This window comes from Methylobacterium sp. DB0501 (genome assembly GCF_011043735.1).
Taxonomy (GTDB): domain Bacteria; phylum Pseudomonadota; class Alphaproteobacteria; order Rhizobiales; family Beijerinckiaceae; genus Methylobacterium; species Methylobacterium alsaeris.
The window spans coordinates 18,771-34,251 of sequence record NZ_JAAKGV010000034.1 but is presented as its reverse complement, the minus strand read 5'-3'; the positions used below and the strand labels follow the sequence as shown (position 1 = coordinate 34,251).

13 protein-coding genes and 2 pseudogenes are annotated in these 15,481 nt (G+C 67.4%); 8 read left to right on the top strand and 7 right to left on the bottom strand.

The features are described from left to right. Positions 1-87: 87 nt before the first annotated feature. Both G4G93_RS32395 and mobF read left to right on the top strand, forming a co-directional pair. Positions 88-351, top strand: a complete 264-nt coding sequence (locus G4G93_RS32395; RefSeq protein ID WP_165091336.1) for a hypothetical protein — start codon at positions 88-90, stop codon at positions 349-351. Beyond that, positions 348-3,245 carry a MobF family relaxase gene (gene mobF / locus G4G93_RS32390; protein WP_165091335.1) on the top strand — a complete coding sequence of 966 codons (2,898 nt, stop codon included), beginning with the start codon at positions 348-350 and terminating at the stop codon, positions 3,243-3,245. The genes G4G93_RS32395 and mobF overlap by 4 nt, the downstream gene beginning before the upstream one ends. 166 nt (positions 3,246-3,411) lie before the next feature. On the opposite strand, the gene G4G93_RS32385 is transcribed toward mobF, so the two are convergent. Next, positions 3,412-4,002: a recombinase family protein gene (locus tag G4G93_RS32385; RefSeq protein WP_165091334.1), complete on the bottom strand. Its 591-nt coding sequence runs from the start codon at positions 4,000-4,002 to the stop codon at positions 3,412-3,414. Positions 4,003-4,345: 343 nt separating this feature from the next. On the opposite strand from G4G93_RS32385, the gene G4G93_RS32380 reads away from it, so the two are divergent. Then, on the top strand, positions 4,346-5,023 hold the full coding sequence (locus G4G93_RS32380; RefSeq protein WP_165091333.1) for a ParA family protein: 678 nt from the start codon (positions 4,346-4,348) through the stop codon (positions 5,021-5,023). Then, positions 5,016-5,315 (top strand): hypothetical protein, encoded by a 300-nt coding sequence (locus tag G4G93_RS32375; RefSeq protein WP_165091332.1) that lies wholly within the window; start codon positions 5,016-5,018, stop codon positions 5,313-5,315. Before G4G93_RS32380 ends, G4G93_RS32375 begins: the two co-directional genes overlap by 8 nt. A 92-nt stretch (positions 5,316-5,407) precedes the next feature. On the opposite strand, the gene G4G93_RS32370 is transcribed toward G4G93_RS32375, so the two are convergent. Beyond that, on the bottom strand, positions 5,408-6,166 hold the full coding sequence (locus G4G93_RS32370; protein WP_165091331.1) for a helix-turn-helix domain-containing protein: 759 nt from the start codon (positions 6,164-6,166) through the stop codon (positions 5,408-5,410). A gap of 410 nt (positions 6,167-6,576) precedes the next feature. On the opposite strand from G4G93_RS32370, the gene G4G93_RS32365 reads away from it, so the two are divergent. Further along, positions 6,577-6,825, top strand: coding sequence for a hypothetical protein (locus G4G93_RS32365; RefSeq protein ID WP_165091330.1), 249 nt, complete (start codon positions 6,577-6,579; stop codon positions 6,823-6,825). 1,040 nt (positions 6,826-7,865) lie between these two features. Here G4G93_RS32365 and G4G93_RS32360 read toward each other — a convergent pair. The 3 genes and pseudogenes from G4G93_RS32360 to G4G93_RS35645 form a co-directional block, all read right to left on the bottom strand. Next, positions 7,866-8,105, bottom strand: a complete 240-nt coding sequence (locus G4G93_RS32360; RefSeq protein ID WP_165091329.1) for a recombinase family protein — start codon at positions 8,103-8,105, stop codon at positions 7,866-7,868. Further along, positions 8,102-8,426 (bottom strand): annotated as a pseudogene (locus G4G93_RS32355) (helix-turn-helix domain-containing protein); the annotation flags it as partial. The gene G4G93_RS32360 and the pseudogene G4G93_RS32355, both read right to left, overlap by 4 nt. Next, positions 8,412-8,695, bottom strand: a pseudogene (locus G4G93_RS35645) (IS3 family transposase); the annotation flags it as partial. The pseudogenes G4G93_RS32355 and G4G93_RS35645, both read right to left, overlap by 15 nt. A gap of 84 nt (positions 8,696-8,779) precedes the next feature. Between G4G93_RS35645 and istA the strand changes: the two are divergent. Both istA and istB read left to right on the top strand, forming a co-directional pair. Next, positions 8,780-9,823, top strand: a complete 1,044-nt coding sequence (gene istA, locus G4G93_RS32345; protein ID WP_165091328.1) for an IS21 family transposase — start codon at positions 8,780-8,782, stop codon at positions 9,821-9,823. Then, complete coding sequence (gene istB / locus G4G93_RS32340) at positions 9,820-10,614, top strand: IS21-like element helper ATPase IstB (protein WP_139039582.1); 795 nt, start codon at positions 9,820-9,822, stop codon at positions 10,612-10,614. The genes istA and istB overlap by 4 nt, the downstream gene beginning before the upstream one ends. Positions 10,615-10,622: 8 nt before the next feature. On the opposite strand, the gene G4G93_RS32335 is transcribed toward istB, so the two are convergent. Then, positions 10,623-10,781 (bottom strand): hypothetical protein, encoded by a 159-nt coding sequence (locus G4G93_RS32335; protein WP_165091313.1) that lies wholly within the window; start codon positions 10,779-10,781, stop codon positions 10,623-10,625. Positions 10,782-11,091: 310 nt separating this feature from the next. Between G4G93_RS32335 and G4G93_RS32330 the strand changes: the two genes are divergently transcribed. Then, positions 11,092-13,563 (top strand): EAL domain-containing protein, encoded by a 2,472-nt coding sequence (locus G4G93_RS32330; RefSeq protein WP_165091327.1) that lies wholly within the window; start codon positions 11,092-11,094, stop codon positions 13,561-13,563. Positions 13,564-13,791: 228 nt separating this feature from the next. Here the strand turns inward: G4G93_RS32330 and G4G93_RS32325 are convergent, their stop codons facing one another. Then, entirely contained in the window at positions 13,792-15,471 is a 1,680-nt protein-coding gene (locus G4G93_RS32325; protein ID WP_165091326.1) for a methyl-accepting chemotaxis protein, read from the bottom strand. Positions 15,472-15,481: the final 10 nt, after the last annotated feature.

Below are 15,481 nucleotides of genomic sequence, written 5' to 3'. Positions count from 1 at the left end.
CCTTGTGGCGGCTCAGGTTCGGCTGCCAGGATCGGTCGATCCACCCACGCCATTCCCGCCGCCATGTCCGCCGCCCAAAGCCTGACGTTGCCCCTCACACCCGAGCTCGCGGCCCGGCTCGCTGCCGCCACTGAGCGCACCGGCCTGCCGCCGGCCGAGCTCGCCCTGCGTGCGCTCGCCGATCACCTCGATGGGGTCACCGCCTACGGGCGGCTCGGCGAGGAGATGGCCTTCATCAAGGACCGGCTGGCCGAGCTTGCCGGGATCGTCGGCGAGGCTCTGGCCGAGCCGCCACCCGCCGCGGTCGGCGAGATCTGCCGCTATCGGGCGCCGAAGGCGCCACCCGCGTGACCGCCTCGCTGCACGCGCTGGGCCTCGGGGCCTCAGCCGGCACCTACTACACCCACGATCCCTATCGCGAGGCGAGGAACCGCGACGAGTACTACGTCCAGGACGGCGGTGGTCGCTGGTGGACGCAAGGACCGGCTGTCGTGCGCCACGGTGCGCCGATCACGCTGGAGAGTTTTCGCGATCTCTGCGCCGGGGTGGATCCAACGACCGGCCGGCCGCTGGTGCGCGGAGCAGGGGCCGGGCACCGGGCCGGCTGGGACCTGACCCTGACCGCACCCAAGACACTCTCTCTGCTCTGGGCCGCGAGCGGGCCGGAGCAGCGCGCGCAGCTGGAGGCGATCCATGCCGCCGCCGTCGAGGAGGCGCTCGGCTTCCTGTACGCGGAGGAGCTCGCCGAGGTGCGGCTCGGAGCCGGCGGACAGTGGCGCGAGGCGCCGACCGGCCTGATGGTCGGGCGCTTCGACCACTACACCTCGCGAGCGGGTGACCCGAATTGCCACACGCACTGCGTGCTCATCAACGCCGCCGCATCCCAGGATAGAAAACACAGGACCTTGGAGCCGGAACGGCTGTACCAGTGGCAGCTGGTGGTGGGCAGTGCCTATCGGGCGGCGCTCGCCGAGCGGCTCACGCGCGAGCTCGGCCTGCGTCTGCGCCCGGCCGGCCAGGGGCAGTTCGAGATCGCCGGCATTCCGCAAACCGCCATCGAAGCCTTCTCCAAGCGCTCGGCTGCCATCGAGGCGCGGGTGGGCGGTGACCGGGCTGCCGCCTCAGGCGCGCAGAAGGAGATCGCCGCGCTTGCCACACGCGGCGCCAAGGCCAACCTGCCGACCGGTCCAGCCCTGGAGGTGCGCTGGAGGGCGGAACTCTCGGCCCTCGACCTTGATCCCTGGCGCGCCGTGTCCGAGGCGGCCCGAGAGCTTGCCCCGGAGCACGAGGCCGAGCTGAGTGCAGAGCTGCCCTTCGACCCACCCGAGACTGCGGGCACGATGCCGGTAGCGCGCGCGGCCTCCGCCCTGTTCCGACACGAGAACGTGCTCTCCCGTAAGAGCCTGATCGAACGGGCGCTCGACGAGGCGGCGCTGCAGGGACTCGGACTGGCGGCGGTGCGTGCCGAGCTGGCAGAGCTGGAGCGCTCCGGACAGCTCGTACGGTTGGTGCGGTCCGAGCGACAGGCCTGCTGGACGACGCCCGGCATCGCGGCGGCCGAGGCCGCCCTGCTGCGCGCGGCTGACCGGCCTGCGGCGGAGCATGTGATCCCGGTACCCATTGTGGAAGCGGTGCTCTCCTGCGCGCCCCAGTTGGCCGAGGAGCAGAAGCTGGCCCTGCGCCACGTGAGCGGTGCGGCAGCGGTCAGCGTGCTGGAGGCGGGCGCCGGCACGGGCAAGACCACCACGGCGAAGGCACTGACCGAGATCGCACGACGCTGTGAACTTCAGGTGATCGGCCTTGCTCCGAGTTGGGTCGCGGCAGACGAACTGCGCAGCTCGACCGGCATCCCGGCGCAGGCCATTGCCAAATGGCGCCACGACCACGCGCAGGGGGCGGGCACGAGCCTCGGTCCCGACAGCCTGGTGCTGGTCGACGAGGCCGGGATGGTGAGCACGAAGGACCTTGCCGCCATCCTGTCGGCGGCGGAGGCCGGCGGAGCCCGCGTGGTGTTGGTGGGTGATCGGCGCCAGCTCGCCTCGGTGGCGGGAGCGAGTGCTCTGCGGGCGGTGACTGACGTGCTCGGCCGCCACGCCACGCTATTGGAGGTGCGGCGCCAGGTGGTGCCCTGGCAGCGGGCGGCCTCGGTGCTGATGGCGCGCGGCGAGGTGGAGGCAGGCTTGCGCGCCTATGCGAGCCGCGGCTGCATCGAGCTCGTCTCCGGCGGCGCGACCGTGCAGGCGCGGGCGCTGGCGCTCTGGTCCGAGGCGCGGGCGCGGCACGGCTTGAATGCAGTGCTGATGGTGACGCGGCGCAACCGCGACGCGGCTGCGCTGAACTGCGGGGCGCGCACCCTGCTACGGACGGAAGGCGTGCTGACGGGTCCTGACGTCGAGGTCACGGCCCGCGACCGCGAGAACAAGGTGCAGGCGCTGAGCTTGGCAGTCGGCGAGCGCGTCCGCTTCGGCGAGAGCTTGAGCCAGCACGGCATCCGCAATGGTACGCGCGCGGTCGTGGAGGCGATCGGGCCGGATGTGGCCGGGGAGCTGCGCCTGCGGGTGCGGCTGGAGGATGGCCGGCAGGTCGAGGACGCCTATGCCGGCTTCGTGCCGGTTCAGACCCAGCGAACGCTGCAGAGGGGCCGGAGCAAGGCGCGGCTCCTGCCGCGGATCAGCCTTGGCTATGCTGGGACCGCCTACGCAGCGCAGGGCCGCACCTGCGAGGCGACGATCTACTGCGGGTTCACGGCGGGCGATGCGCGCGAGCTCTATGTGGGGCTGACACGCCACCGGCAGGAGGCGCGTCTGGTGATCGAGCGGGAGCGGCTGGAGGCCGCGGTGCGGGTGCGACAGGCTGATCCGCACTTCGCCCCGAGCACGGCGGAGCTGCACGAGCGCCTGTTTGTGGAGGCACGCCGCTACAGCGAGAAGGTGAACGTGGTCGATCATGTCGAGGACAGAGCTGCATTCGTGAGCAGCGGCGCGATCGCGCCAGCCCGTTCCGAGCTGCGCCTCGATCTGCAGGCCAGCTTCGGAGCCGCACGTGCCCTGCGCCAAGTCTTGTGGGAGATCGGCACAATCCCTCAGCTCGCACTGCGGCAGCTGGCCAGGAACGTTCGGCAGGCAGAGCGCCGCGTCGCGCTGCGTGTGCTGCGGCTGATCGAGGACGTTCGCAGCGCCCTTCCCCCGGCTGTTCAGCGCGAGCGGTCGGAGCACTCGCGCTCAAGAGCGCCCTACGATCGCTGAAGATCCACTCAGAATAGATATAAGGGCTTGTTCCTGATCCAGCCCGGGATCCCACTTCGGTGTCGATCCACAGCACAGGGGCATCAGGCCGAAGGACAGGCCGCTGAACCAGCCCGCCGCGGTCGACACAAGAAGGCCGACACAGCCAGCTGGAGTGGCTGTTCCTTCATGAAGGTACGTCCGAAGGGCGACGGTCGTCTTGTGAAACAGCTTTTCCTGAGCTGAGCAAGCGGTAAACGCTGGCTCGGCCAATCCCCAGCTGCCGGGCGATCACTGAGGGACCTATCCCCTCCCCTGCCAGACGGCGCACCTCGTCGGCAGCGATCCGCGTCTTACCACCCTTGTAGACGCCGGCGGCCTTGGCTTTGGCGATACCCTCCATCTGGCGCTCGCGCCGCAAGTTGGTCTCGAACTCGGCAAACACCCCGAGCATGTCGAGGAAGGCCTTGCCGGCGGCAGGGCCGGTATCGATCGGCTGCTCGGTGGCGACGAGCGAGGCGCCCTTGGCCTTGAGCTCGCGCACGATGTCCTGGAGGTCTCCGAGGGATCGGGCGAGGCGATCGATGCGGGTGACGACGAGAGTGTCGCCCTTGCCGATGAAGTCGAGGACGGTGCGCAGCTCGGCGCGACCGGCGACGGTAGATCCGGTGATCTTCTCGGATCGGATGACGCCGCATCCTGCCGCGGAGAGGGCGGCGAGCTGGAGGGTGAGGTCCTGATCCGTGGTGCTGACGCGTGCGTAACCGATTTTGCCCATCACTCGTCACGCTAGGGTCTGGAGGACCATCCCTAGCTGTCTCGCGGTTCAATTTGCAACCCTGTTGAGACGGCCAGGGCTGTCTCACGTATCTGCCTCAACAGGGTGTACCCTGCGGACACAGGGCACGGCTTTCGGCGGAACGGATCCGGGACCAAGGCCAGCGCCTTCAAATGACTTCATATGAAGTCACGTCACTTCACATCACGCCAAATGACGTTAACTGCCTTGACGTCACGCCGCGCTACGCCGCATCACGCCAAAGAGTGTCACGGCAATTAACGTGGCGTTGAGCGATGCCGCCCCACACTGCTCCCAGTGACCATACGTGAGGTGACCCCACATGGCTGTAATTGCCGTCAGCAATCCCAAAGGCGGGACCGGCAAGAGCACGACCGCCCTCGTGCTCGCGACGACGCTCGCCCGCCACGGGGCGTCGGTGACGCTGTTCGACTGCGACCCGAACCGCAACCTCGTCGCCTGGAAGGACGGGCCGAGCGCCTGCCCGGTCACCGTGATCGGGCACGCCGATTCGACCAACATCGGCCGCATGCTGAAAGGGGAGGGGGGCCGTAGCCAGTTCGTGATCGCCGACCTCGAGGGCACCGCCTCGCTCATGGTCGCCTCGGCAATCCTGGCGGCCGACCTGACCCTCATCCCCATGCAGGGCTCGGCAATGGACGCGACGCAGGCGCGCCGCGCGATCGCCTACATCGAAGACCAGGCGGCGACCGTCGGCCCGCGGCACTACCGCGTCCTGTTCACCCGCACGAAGCCCGGGTTCGCGACCCGCGACGAGCGGGTGATCCGCGAGACGATGGCCTCGGCCGGCATTCCGATGATGGCGACCGACCTCGCCGAACGGGCCGCCTACCGCTCCATGTTCACCTACCGCCAGAGCCTCGACGAACTCGACCCACAGGCCGTCAACGGCCTCGACAAGGCGAGAGAGAACGCCGACGCGCTCGCCGGCGAGATCGTCGAGATCCTGCGCACAGCCAGAGAGCCCGCCCATGTCTAAGCCTACGCCTGCCGGCCTCGCGAACCTCGGCGACTTCAAGCCGGCCGCGCCCGCCCCCGCGAATGTGCCCGCGGTGAGCCGCACGGCGGCCGCCGCCCATGGATTCGTGGAGCGCGACGCCCCGAAGCCGATCAAGCGGCGCCGCGCCTCGGAGGAGCCGACGACCTCGTTCACGACGCGGATCAACGTCTCCGACCAGGTCGACTTCATCGAATGGTGCGACCGCGAGCGGCTGCCCTACCGCGAGGGGTTCAAGCGGATGATGGACGCGGTCCGGAAGGGCATCGTCTGAGCGCGCCGCATTCGATTCCGAATCCCTCCCCAAGCGCCGGATCCTCCCCATGGTCCGGCGCTCGCGATTCCAGGGCTGTCGGCCGTCTCAGGCTAGAATCGCGGACGCTCCGCCGCTCGCTCAGCCGCACCGGATCCCGAATCCCCCCTCCGAAAACCCGTCTGGCGGCTTCCGCGCAGCGCCGCTCTCGATTCTAAAGAAGGGAAGAATCCCCTTGTATCCGGAGGGGCGAACTTCGATTCACCCACCCCCCTCGCCTTGCTGCGCCGGGCGAGCCAGGCGGCCCATTCGGGCGAGAGCACGCGGATGACGTTCGTGAGGTGCTTGCCGCCTTTCTGTTTGCGTTCTTCGACTGACATGAGGCCCTGCAGGCGGGCCTCCTTGATCGCCTGCTGCACCAGCCGCGTGCAGACGCCGGCGCGCTGCGCAATCTCGGCCACCGAGCAGTCGCATCGGCCCTTGGCCGCGATCTCGTTCGCGACGATCCCGAGCACGGCGATCTCGCCTACCGTGAACCGCTCGGCGAGCCCCGGCGGGATTGGGCCGGAATAGGCGATGCGCCGGCGGCGGAGCTTTGCGGCGGGGCGGTCGCTGATGCGGGGGCGAAGGCGGGGCGGGAAGAGTGAGGTGCGCGCCATGACGACGCCGATCGGCACGGCAGGGGAGGGCGCGAGCGTGGCGGGTGAGGCCCGGCCGGCAGTGCGCCGCACCTCAATCACCTCGTCGAGCTCCCCGGCATCTCGGTCGCTGATGCGCCCGGCGCCATTCAGGTCGTAGAGCTGCGCGCGTAGGGCCGGGAGCGCCGCCGGCAGCGCCCGGGCGATCGCCTCTTTCATCTCGGCATAGGTCATCGTTCGGCCCTCTCGGACCGCGGCAGATCGATCGGAGGCGCCGGCATGCGCTCCGTTCACCAGGCAAACCGCCACCGTTGCCTGAACCGAGGTTCAAGCTTGACTCCCGAGGGAGTGTCTGGCGATATCGGAGGTGCAATCAGTTCCGATATGCCGTTTCGGCGGCGCCACGGCCTCTCTCCCGGCAAGGAGTGGGGCCGTTTGGCGTTCTAGGGTCTCACTGCTGCGGCGGTGGTCTCCTCAGCGACTCGCGGGATGCGAGCCGCCCAAGCTGGCATTCGGCATGAACCGCAACGGTTCGTCAAACTCTGGCAGGGCCGACAGCCGCACGGGGACAGGGTATCGTCTCTGCCGGACGTCTCGCCGCACAAAGGCGGGCTGCTACCTGGCTGACACCTTTGGGGTGAGCAATGCCGATCACTGTCGACGAAGCCTGGATCCCGGGGCCCGATGGCCACTCACACGTCCGGCAGGTCTACCGCGGTGGCGAGACGATCGGGCGCGTGCACCTCTGGCAAGAGGATGAGGAAGGCGACTTGACCCGGGAGTGGTTCACGGCCGAGCGCATGAAGGGCGCCCTCTACGAACCGATTGAAGGCGTGCACCCGACCTTCGACGAGGCGCTGGACCGCATCGTGCTCTACAGTCTGGCGCAGTGAGCCTCGCATCCTACATCGCCTTAGCTGCGACCCTGATGCTGCCATGTGTCGGCGTCACGGTGCTGTATTGGACGCGAGTGGCGCGCCGGCTTGATGAGAAGATGATCGGCAGGCAATAAGGGTTACAATGCGAAATCGTGTCTACTACTCAGGGCGAACGAGCCGCACTCGCCCGTTTGGCGTGCGCTATTCATTTCAGCCGCGCAGGATGTCCGAGAGCCAATATCTTGAGCGGTTGCGAGCTATTCTGGGTGAGAAAAACGTGAGGATCGTAGAGACTCCTTCCGGGCGCATTCTATCGATCCGTGAGCGTCGCTCCGTGACCTCGTCCGTCGCCGAAGAATATCAGCGCAGCCTACGCGATCTTGTGGCTGGGTTGCGCGCCTTACTGGCTGGATCAGGGGATACTTGCGTCAAGCGGACCGGCCTATCGTGAGAGACACGGCATTCATCAGTGCAGTACGGCACCCAAATATCTGCCTGCAATCTCCGCCATCGAGATGGCGAAGCTCGCTTTGCCATCCTCGGCTTCGACTATGAGCACTCCCACAGCCCAAGCGTCATAGTGATCGGGAAAGTTGAGGAGTAACCTGCCGATGTGCCAAGCCTGAGCGACGGCAGCGCTCGTTGACTATCAAGCTGAAGCGATAACGGGGCATTGCGTCCCGAGGGGGCTCCTAGCGCTAACGCAAGCGCCGTCTCAAGGGCAACATAGGGCTTGTTCCGGGGACTGCCAGGGACCGGATTGGTCTTCATCAACGGCATTCTGGTGTCGGTGTTACGCTCCAGGCGGCGGCTATGTTGATCGCCCGAGCGCAGCAACATAAGATAGCTACCCAGGTTATCCTGGGGCCGGGGAGGCGCCATGTAGGGCCCCCATCCAAAGTGGTGCTCCCCGGTACTCTCCGGCAACGTGTTGGAACGGTCCTAGCAGCCGATCATTGGCCCGGCAGTCACACCAGCCCTGCGGCCCCTCGGCCGCTCGGTTGGCGTCACCGGCGGGTCGGGTCTCTTCGGAGGAACAGCCCGGCCCGCCGCTGTCAGGCCATCCAAGCGATGACGCGACTAACCTGGACGGCCGACCACGTGCCACCTCGCGCCGTAGGGATGCCGCGTTTGTTCAAGCCGGTCGCGATGGCCTGCAACGTCGTCGCGCCGCCAGCGCGCAGCTCGGCGATGACAGGGGCCAGCTCGGCGGCATGTTGCTTGGCTCGCTCTCGCCGAACGCGGGCGCTGATTTCCCGCCCCTTGGCCGCAAATTGATCGATCCCCGTCCTCATGCCACCCATCGCGCTAGGATCGCCTCCGCCTCGGCCGGGTCCTCTTTGATCCTGTAGACGGCCTGCCTCGACAGGCCAGTGTCCCGGGCGATGGGCGAGATGTGGGCACCGTGGGCGAGCTTGGCGAGCACGGCGTCGAGTTGGGCCCGGGTGTAGGACGGCTTCCGACCGCACGCGGTAGGCGTCATCCCGGCTCTTGGCGTGAGCGATGCCGGCGCGCTGCGCTTCCTTCGTCGCCTCGGCCTGCGCCTGCGCAGTCGCGGCCATGAAGCCGATCAAGGCGTCGCGCACGGCCTGTTGCATCGGGTCGTCGTCTCTCCCCCGCGGCACCTTGCGCTGCGTCGAGCGATGCTGCCCGAGGGCGCGACAGGCGCGCCGCTCGGAGACCGTCAGCACGGTCCGGACATGCTCGATGCAGGCGCGCCGGCGCGCGGGGCTCAGAAGTTTCCCCGGGCCGCCTCCTGCAGGATCAGCTTGTCGAGCGTGAGATCCGCGATCGCCTTGCGTAGCCGCTGGTTCTCAGTCTCCAGCTCCTTCATCCGACGCACCTGGTCGGACTTGAGCCCGCCGAACTCCTTGCGCCAGCTGTAGCCGCCGATGTGAAACTGACCCAGTCGCCGACTGAAACCTGACCCAGGCCGTAGGCTGGGCTCCTTCTGCGGGAGGAGGCCCGGATGGTGGGTGAGGAGGCAGCGTTGGAGATCCGGGTGTTGCATCGGCACGGGAAGGGCATCCGCGAGATTGCCCGCGCGACGGGTCTGTCGCGCAACACGGTGAGGCGCTACCTGCGCGACGAGGCGGCGGCGCGCTATAAGGGGCGGCCGCCCAGACCGGGCAAGCTCGACCCGTTCAAGGGCTACGTGGTGGAGCGCCTCGCGGCTGCGGCGCCGGAGCGGATCCCGGCCAGCGTGTTGCTCGGCGAGCTGCGCGAGCGGGGTTATGCGGGCGGCTACACGATGCTCAAGGAGTTCGTCGCCGGCCTCGCGCCGGCGCCGGCCCCGCAGCCGGTGGTGCGCTTCGAGACTGCGCCGGGCGAGCAGATGCAGGTCGACTGGGCGGTGATGCGGCGCGGCGCCGACCGTCTCTCGGTGTTCGTGGCGACGCTGGGCTGGAGCCGGGCGGCCTACCTCGAGTTCGTCACCGACGAGCGCCTCGAGACGCTGATTGCCGCCCACGAGAACGCCTTCCTGGCCTTCGGGGGTGTGCCGCGCGAGGTGCTCTACGACAACATGCGTACCGTGGTGGTGGAGCGGAACGCCTACGGTCGCGGGCGTCATCGCTTCCAGGCCGGCTTCCTGGACTTCGCCCGCCATTGCGGCTTCCGGCCCCGGCTGTGCCAGCCTGGGCGAGCGCAGACGAAGGGCAAGGTCGAGCGCTTCATCCGCTACCTGCGCGGCAGCTTCTACGTGCCGCTGGCTAGCCGGCTGAGCCAGGAAGGGCTGGTGCTCGACCGGGAGGCAGCCAACCTTGCGGCGGGTCGCTGGCTGCGCACGGTCGCCAACCAGCGGGTCCATGCCACGACCGGCGCGGTGCCGGCCGAGCGCCTGGAGGTGGAGCAGGCGCAGTTGCAGCCGGTGCCGCCGCCCTACGGCGGACGCTCGGTGCGCCAGATCCAGGCCCCGGCGGTGCCGGCTCCCGCCCACCCGGTGGTCGGGCTGCAGCACCCGCTTGCGCTCTACGACGGGCTCTCGGGCTTGATGACGGGAGAGCTGGCATGAGCGACCTGCAGCATGCCCGCCTCGCCGAACTCTGCGCCGAGTTGCGCCTGCAGGCGGTGCCCGCGGCCTACGGCGCGCTCGCGCAGGCGGCATCCGAGCGCGACACGCCCTATGCGGTCTTCCTGGAGGAGGTGCTGCGGGCCGAGCGCGAGGCCCGGCGCACCCGGGCACGGGAGATGTTCGCTCGGGTTGCGGGGTTCCCAGCGGTGAAGACGCTGGAGGGCTACGACTTCGGCTTCGCCACCGGGGCGCCGCGGGCGCAGATCCAGGAACTGGCCAGCCTGGCCTTCGTGGAGCGGGCGCAGAACGTGGTGTTCCTGGGTCCGTCCGGCGTGGGCAAGACGCATCTGGCGATCGCGCTCGGCTACCTGGCGACGCAGCGCGGGATGAAGGTGCGCTTCACCAGTGCGGCGGACCTGGTTCTGACGCTGGAGACGGCGCAGCGCCAGGGGCGCCTGAAGGAGGCGATGCACCGGGCGGTGAACCTCTACCGGCTGCTGATCGTCGACGAGATCGGCTACCTGCCGTTCGCGCGCGAGCAGGCGAACCTGTTCTTCCAGGTGGCGGCCAAGCGCTACGAGCGGGGCGCGATGATCCTGACCTCGAACCTGTCGTTCGGGGCGTGGGACCAGGCGTTTGCCGGCGACGCGGTGCTGACAGCGGCGATGCTGGACCGGGTGCTGCACCATGCCAGCGTGGTGACGATCACGGGCGAGAGCTACCGGCTGAAGGACAAACGGCGCGCCGGGCTGGTGGCGCGGCCAGTGCGGGAAACAGCCGTTCCTGCGTGAGGGGTGGGTCAGGTTACGATCGGCGACAAAGCCAAAGGTGGGTCAGACTTCAATCGGCGTTGACACCAGCGGTAATACGTGACCTCGGCCACGCCGATCGCGCGGATTGCATCAGCCACGCTCTGCCCTTGCGAGACCAGCACGTCCATCTGCCGCAGCTTGGCCACGACCTCTTCCGTTTTGTGCTTCTTCGTTCCCCTTGCGTCCGTCCTCCGTCGGCTCAAAGCCATACTTCAGGGCAGACCACTCTGATGGGGGCTGACCAGTCAGGCTCAGGGTTCAGGATGCCCAAAAAACTTGTGCTGGGCGTGAACCAGCTTAGCTAGTCAGAGCTATATGTTAATATGTCATCAAAGTTTCATAATTCGAACTTCTTCACGCGGTGTGACATTTTTTACGCTCGACATATAAGGTAGATCGCGTTGTAAACCTCTCCTGGCCGAGGTCATGCGCTCGAATGATAGCCCGTCGTCCGGCGTGAATTCCCTTCTGCACGCATGGACCGTTGGACAGCGCGATCCCAACGGTCTGCCGTCCTACGAGGAGGTCGTTCTCGGCAATCTCGGCCGCAATGCGGCTGGCGCCGCCCTCGTCACGCTTCAGCCCGTCAGAGGATACGCCTTCGCCTGGAGTGGTGAGCGTTTTGCTGCATGGCTTGGTCAACCCACCTCTGACCTTGCGCTCGCCGCACTCTCGTCCGGCGACGCTCGTGTCTTCACACGGGCTTGCGCCGAAGCTACCTCCGCAAAACGGATCGTGAGTGCGCGGCGCATTCTCCTCCACGCCGGCACGGTCGAGACAAGCGAGTTCACCGCCTATCCCCTGCGCAACCGCTTTGGAGAGACTCTCGTTCTCCTGCACACCAGCGGTGAAGTCGTCTCGGTCAACCTCGTCGACGCCATCTTCAGTGCGACGCAGCAGGGTATGCTCGCCCTCTCTGCCGTCCGCGCCAAAGACGACAGCGTCGTCGACTTCGAGGTCGTCGCCCTCAACGAGGCCACAGCCGCGCTGATGGCTAAGCCCACGAACGAGCTGCTCTGGCATCGTCTGAGCGTGCTGGTCCCCGGTCTGGAGAGCACAGACGCCCCGGCGCAGCTACGCGAGGTTCTACGCACCGGCGAGCGGCGCGCCTTCGAGTTCGCCTACCGCACTCGCCTCACTGACCGCGAGATCTTCCTGCGCGTCGAGGCCGGCGCTGTCGGAGATCTACTTGCCGTCACCCTGACCGACATCAACCCGATCCGTCAGCGCGAGGCATCTTATCGCCTGCTGTTCGAGAGCAACCCGATGCCGATGTGGCTCTACGACCGCAAAACGCATCGATTTCTCGCCGTGAACCAGGCCGCCGTACGTCATTACGGTTACCAGCACGACGAGTTCCTGGAGATGACGCTGTTCGACCTTCGGCCACAGGAAGATTGGCCTGCGTTGCGCACCGCGCTGAGCCGGGACGTGCAGTCCAACGACGAGCACCTCTGGCGGCATCGGAAAGCGGACGGAACGCTGATTGACGTCTCCGTCTACGCCCGCGCGGTTCGGTACGGTGACCGTCCTGCCGTGCTGGTTGCGGTGTTGGACGTGACGGAGCGGCGGCGCGCGGAGGCGCGCATCGTCTACCTTGCCCACCACGATGCCCTCACCGACTTGCCCAACCGCGTCTTCTTCACCGAGCGCCTCACGCAGGCCCTGCGGCACCGGGGCGATGAGGCGGGACAGCCTCCCTTGGCGGTGCTCTGCCTCGACCTCGACGGCTTCAAGTTCGTCAACGACACGCTCGGCCATGCGGGCGGAGACGAACTGCTGGCCGCAGTAGCCGGACGGCTGCGCGGTTTCGTGCACGCCCAGGAAGATTGTGTGGCGCGGCTGGGCGGCGATGAATTCGCTCTGTTGCGGCACAGCGTACCCTCTCCGGAGGCGGCCGGTGCTCTGGCGCAGCAGATCGTCGAGATCCTGTCTGCGCCCTATGGCATCCAGGGCCAGGAGGTCGTGATCGGGGTGAGCGTCGGCGTAGCCCTCGCACCGAGCGACGCCGACACGCCGGAGTTCCTGCTGCGCAACGCCGACATGGCGCTCTACCGCGCGAAGGCAGACGGCAGGCGCACCTACCGCTTCTTCGAGGCCGGCATGGACGCGCGGTTGCAGGCGCGGCGACAGCTGGAGCAGGATCTACGGACCGCTTTCCAGTCCGGCCAGCTCGAACTGCACTACCAGCCAGTCCTCGACGCCAGCACAGGCCGGGTGAGTGGATGCGAGGCGCTGCTGCGCTGGACCCATCCAGTGCGGGGCGCGATCTCGCCAGCCGAGTTCGTGCCGCTCGCCGAGGAGATCGGTCTCATCGGTCCGATTGGCGACTGGGCTCTGCGCCAGGCTTGTGCTGAGGCGGTGCACTGGCCGGCGGAGGTAAGGATCGCCGTCAATCTCTCGCCGGCGCAATTCCGCGCCGAGCGCAACCTCGTCCAGAGCGTGTTCTCGGCGCTAGCGCAGTCGGGCCTCTCTCCTACGCGGCTGGAACTCGAGATCACCGAAACGGTGTTTCTGGCCGACAACGAGGGCAACCTCGCGACCCTGCACCGGCTGCGCGCACTCGGGGTGCGGATCGCCATGGACGATTTCGGCACCGGCTACTCGTCCCTGAGCTACCTGCGCGCGTTCCCTTTCGACAAGATCAAGATCGACCGCAGCTTCGTACGCGACCTCGGCTCGGATCCACAATCGGGGGCGATTGTCGAGGCCGTAACGCGGCTCGCGTCACGGCTGAGCATTCGCACGACGGCGGAGGGCGTCGAGACCGAGGGTCAGGCGGCGTTACTGCGGGCCGAGGGCTGCCATGAGTTGCAAGGCTTTCTGTTCAGCCGGGCGCTTCCCAGCGCGGCCGTTCGAGAGTTCATTCGTGGTCTGCGCGGGCAGTGTGGAGCAGGCGTTGCGGACGAGGCTGGTGCCGCAGCATGAGGTGCCGCCGCCTGGCGGGCGCGGCGTGCGCAAATGAAACAGTGCTGCCACGCTGACAAAAGCGGCGGAGATCAAGGCAGGCTATGCGGGATACAGGATCTGCTCGATGGAAACTATCCTGTATCGCCGCCCAATCAGCACTTGAACGAAAACTTGATCCGCCATCATACAATAATTAAGAATATAATATATCCAATGGTTAGTTGTGTAAATAGTATGAATTGCGGCTCAAGCGGATTGAATATTATGAACAAAATCGGAAACTGTTATCTGTAACGCTTTAGTATGCTGAGAGACGTGCGCTGCCGTTCGGCGCACAAGCGCAGCCTGCTCCTCGTTCGACGTCGTTGCCTGTTGCACGTTGGCGATGCTGAGAGTCACAGCGTGCACCTGAGATGCCGCTCCCGCGATCGATTGCGCGATCTCCTGGCTCGCGAGCATCTGCTGATCGGCCGCGCCTGCGACCTCACGCGCAATCCCGCTCACTTGCGCGATCGTCTGCCCGATGCTCCCGATCGCCTCGGCCGTACCCTGTGCCGCCTCCTGAATAGCGTCGACCTGCAGGGTGATCCGATCGGTCGCCGAGGCAGTCTGGCCGGCCAACGCCTTCACCTCCGCCGCCACCACCGCGAAACCTCGCCCCGCCGCACCGGCCCGAGCCGCTTCGATTGTCGCGTTGAGCGCGAGCAAGTTGGTTTGATCTGCGATCGTGCGGATGAGCGTCACCACCGCACCAATCTCGCTGGCGGCCTGCGTCAGCCTGCCCACGGTCGTATTGAGGCTGCGGGCTTCCGCGAGAGCGCTCCCGGCGATCTCGCTCGTCTGGTGCACGCGCGCGCCGATCTCGCGCGCTGAGGCCGAGAGCTCCTCGGCCGCGCTTGCGATCGTGCTCACCATCGCCGTTGAGCGATCCGAGGCCGACACAACCGTGCCGGCCTGCTCCGTGGTCTGGCCGGCTGCTGCCGTCAGCACCTCAGAGGTCACGTGCATCTCCGAGGCCGATCGCGCGAGGGCTGCGACCACCTCCTGCGTCTCGCGCTGGAATAGGTCGGTCGCTTCGGCCAGCCGTCCCGCCCGCACGACGTCCAGGGCGGCACGCTCGCGCGTGGATAGGTCGAGCGCCTGCTTGTCGGCGAGGGCGATCTGGAATGTCGCGATCGCTCTCGCCATCTCGCCGACCTCGTCGCGACGAGCTGTGAATGGAACCTGGCCATCCAGGCGCTCCTCCGCGAGCCCCTTCATCACCGCACCCAGGCGTGCCAGCGGGCGCTGGATCTGGGTGACGACGATCCACAGCGCGGCCACGAGGGCGACGGCGATCACGCAGAGTGGGGCGGTGATCAGCGCGACCGTCGCTTGCCGGCGGGCCCGTGCGGCGCTGTCACGACCATTGGCGAGCTGCGCGAGGGTCTCCTCGCCGAGGCGGGTAATCTGGGCGAGCATGCGCTGCCGGTTCTTGATCGTGGCCTCGTCGGTGGCCTGGATCAGGGCGGCCTTGGGCGAAATGGTCAGGCCGAGCTCGGCGGTGTCGGTCTGGTAGGCGACGAACTCCTTGATCGCGAGATCGAGCTTGCGCCTGTCGTCAGGCGAGAGTTGCGTCTCCATCGCCGAGAGGAATGATGTGCGCGCCTTGTCCACCTCGGTCAGGGCGACCTGAAGGGCGGCGAAGCGCCCCTTGGCCTCAGCGGTATCGTCTGCGGTAAAAACCGCGGTGGCTTCAACGACCGCGTGCTCGATGGCGTGGGCCAAGGTGCGGGCCTGGAGGGCGGCGCCCCAGACCGCCTCCATGACCTCCGAGCGGGATCGCTCCTGCTCAGTCTGGAAGAGCGCGAAGGCCGAGATGCCCGCGGCGACGCTGCTCAGCAGGAGGAGGACCGCGGCGAGTTTCCGGCCGAGGGTGAGACGCATTGGGTAGCCC

What these genes read in the sequence shown, in the direction of transcription:
- G4G93_RS32380 (WP_165091333.1), top strand. Translation starts at nt 4,346, where the DNA reads ATGGCTGTAATTGCCGTCAGCAATCCCAAAGGCGGGACCGGCAAGAGC.
- G4G93_RS32325 (WP_165091326.1), bottom strand. Translation starts at nt 15,471, where the DNA reads ATGCGTCTCACCCTCGGCCGGAAACTCGCCGCGGTCCTCCTCCTGCTG.
- istA (WP_165091328.1), top strand. Translation starts at nt 8,780, where the DNA reads ATGGTGGGTGAGGAGGCAGCGTTGGAGATCCGGGTGTTGCATCGGCAC.
- G4G93_RS32370 (WP_165091331.1), bottom strand. Translation starts at nt 6,166, where the DNA reads ATGACCTATGCCGAGATGAAAGAGGCGATCGCCCGGGCGCTGCCGGCG.
- istB (WP_139039582.1), top strand. Translation starts at nt 9,820, where the DNA reads ATGAGCGACCTGCAGCATGCCCGCCTCGCCGAACTCTGCGCCGAGTTG.
- G4G93_RS32360 (WP_165091329.1), bottom strand. Translation starts at nt 8,105, where the DNA reads ATGAGGACGGGGATCGATCAATTTGCGGCCAAGGGGCGGGAAATCAGC.
- G4G93_RS32375 (WP_165091332.1), top strand. Translation starts at nt 5,016, where the DNA reads ATGTCTAAGCCTACGCCTGCCGGCCTCGCGAACCTCGGCGACTTCAAG.
- G4G93_RS32385 (WP_165091334.1), bottom strand. Translation starts at nt 4,002, where the DNA reads ATGGGCAAAATCGGTTACGCACGCGTCAGCACCACGGATCAGGACCTC.
- G4G93_RS32365 (WP_165091330.1), top strand. Translation starts at nt 6,577, where the DNA reads ATGCCGATCACTGTCGACGAAGCCTGGATCCCGGGGCCCGATGGCCAC.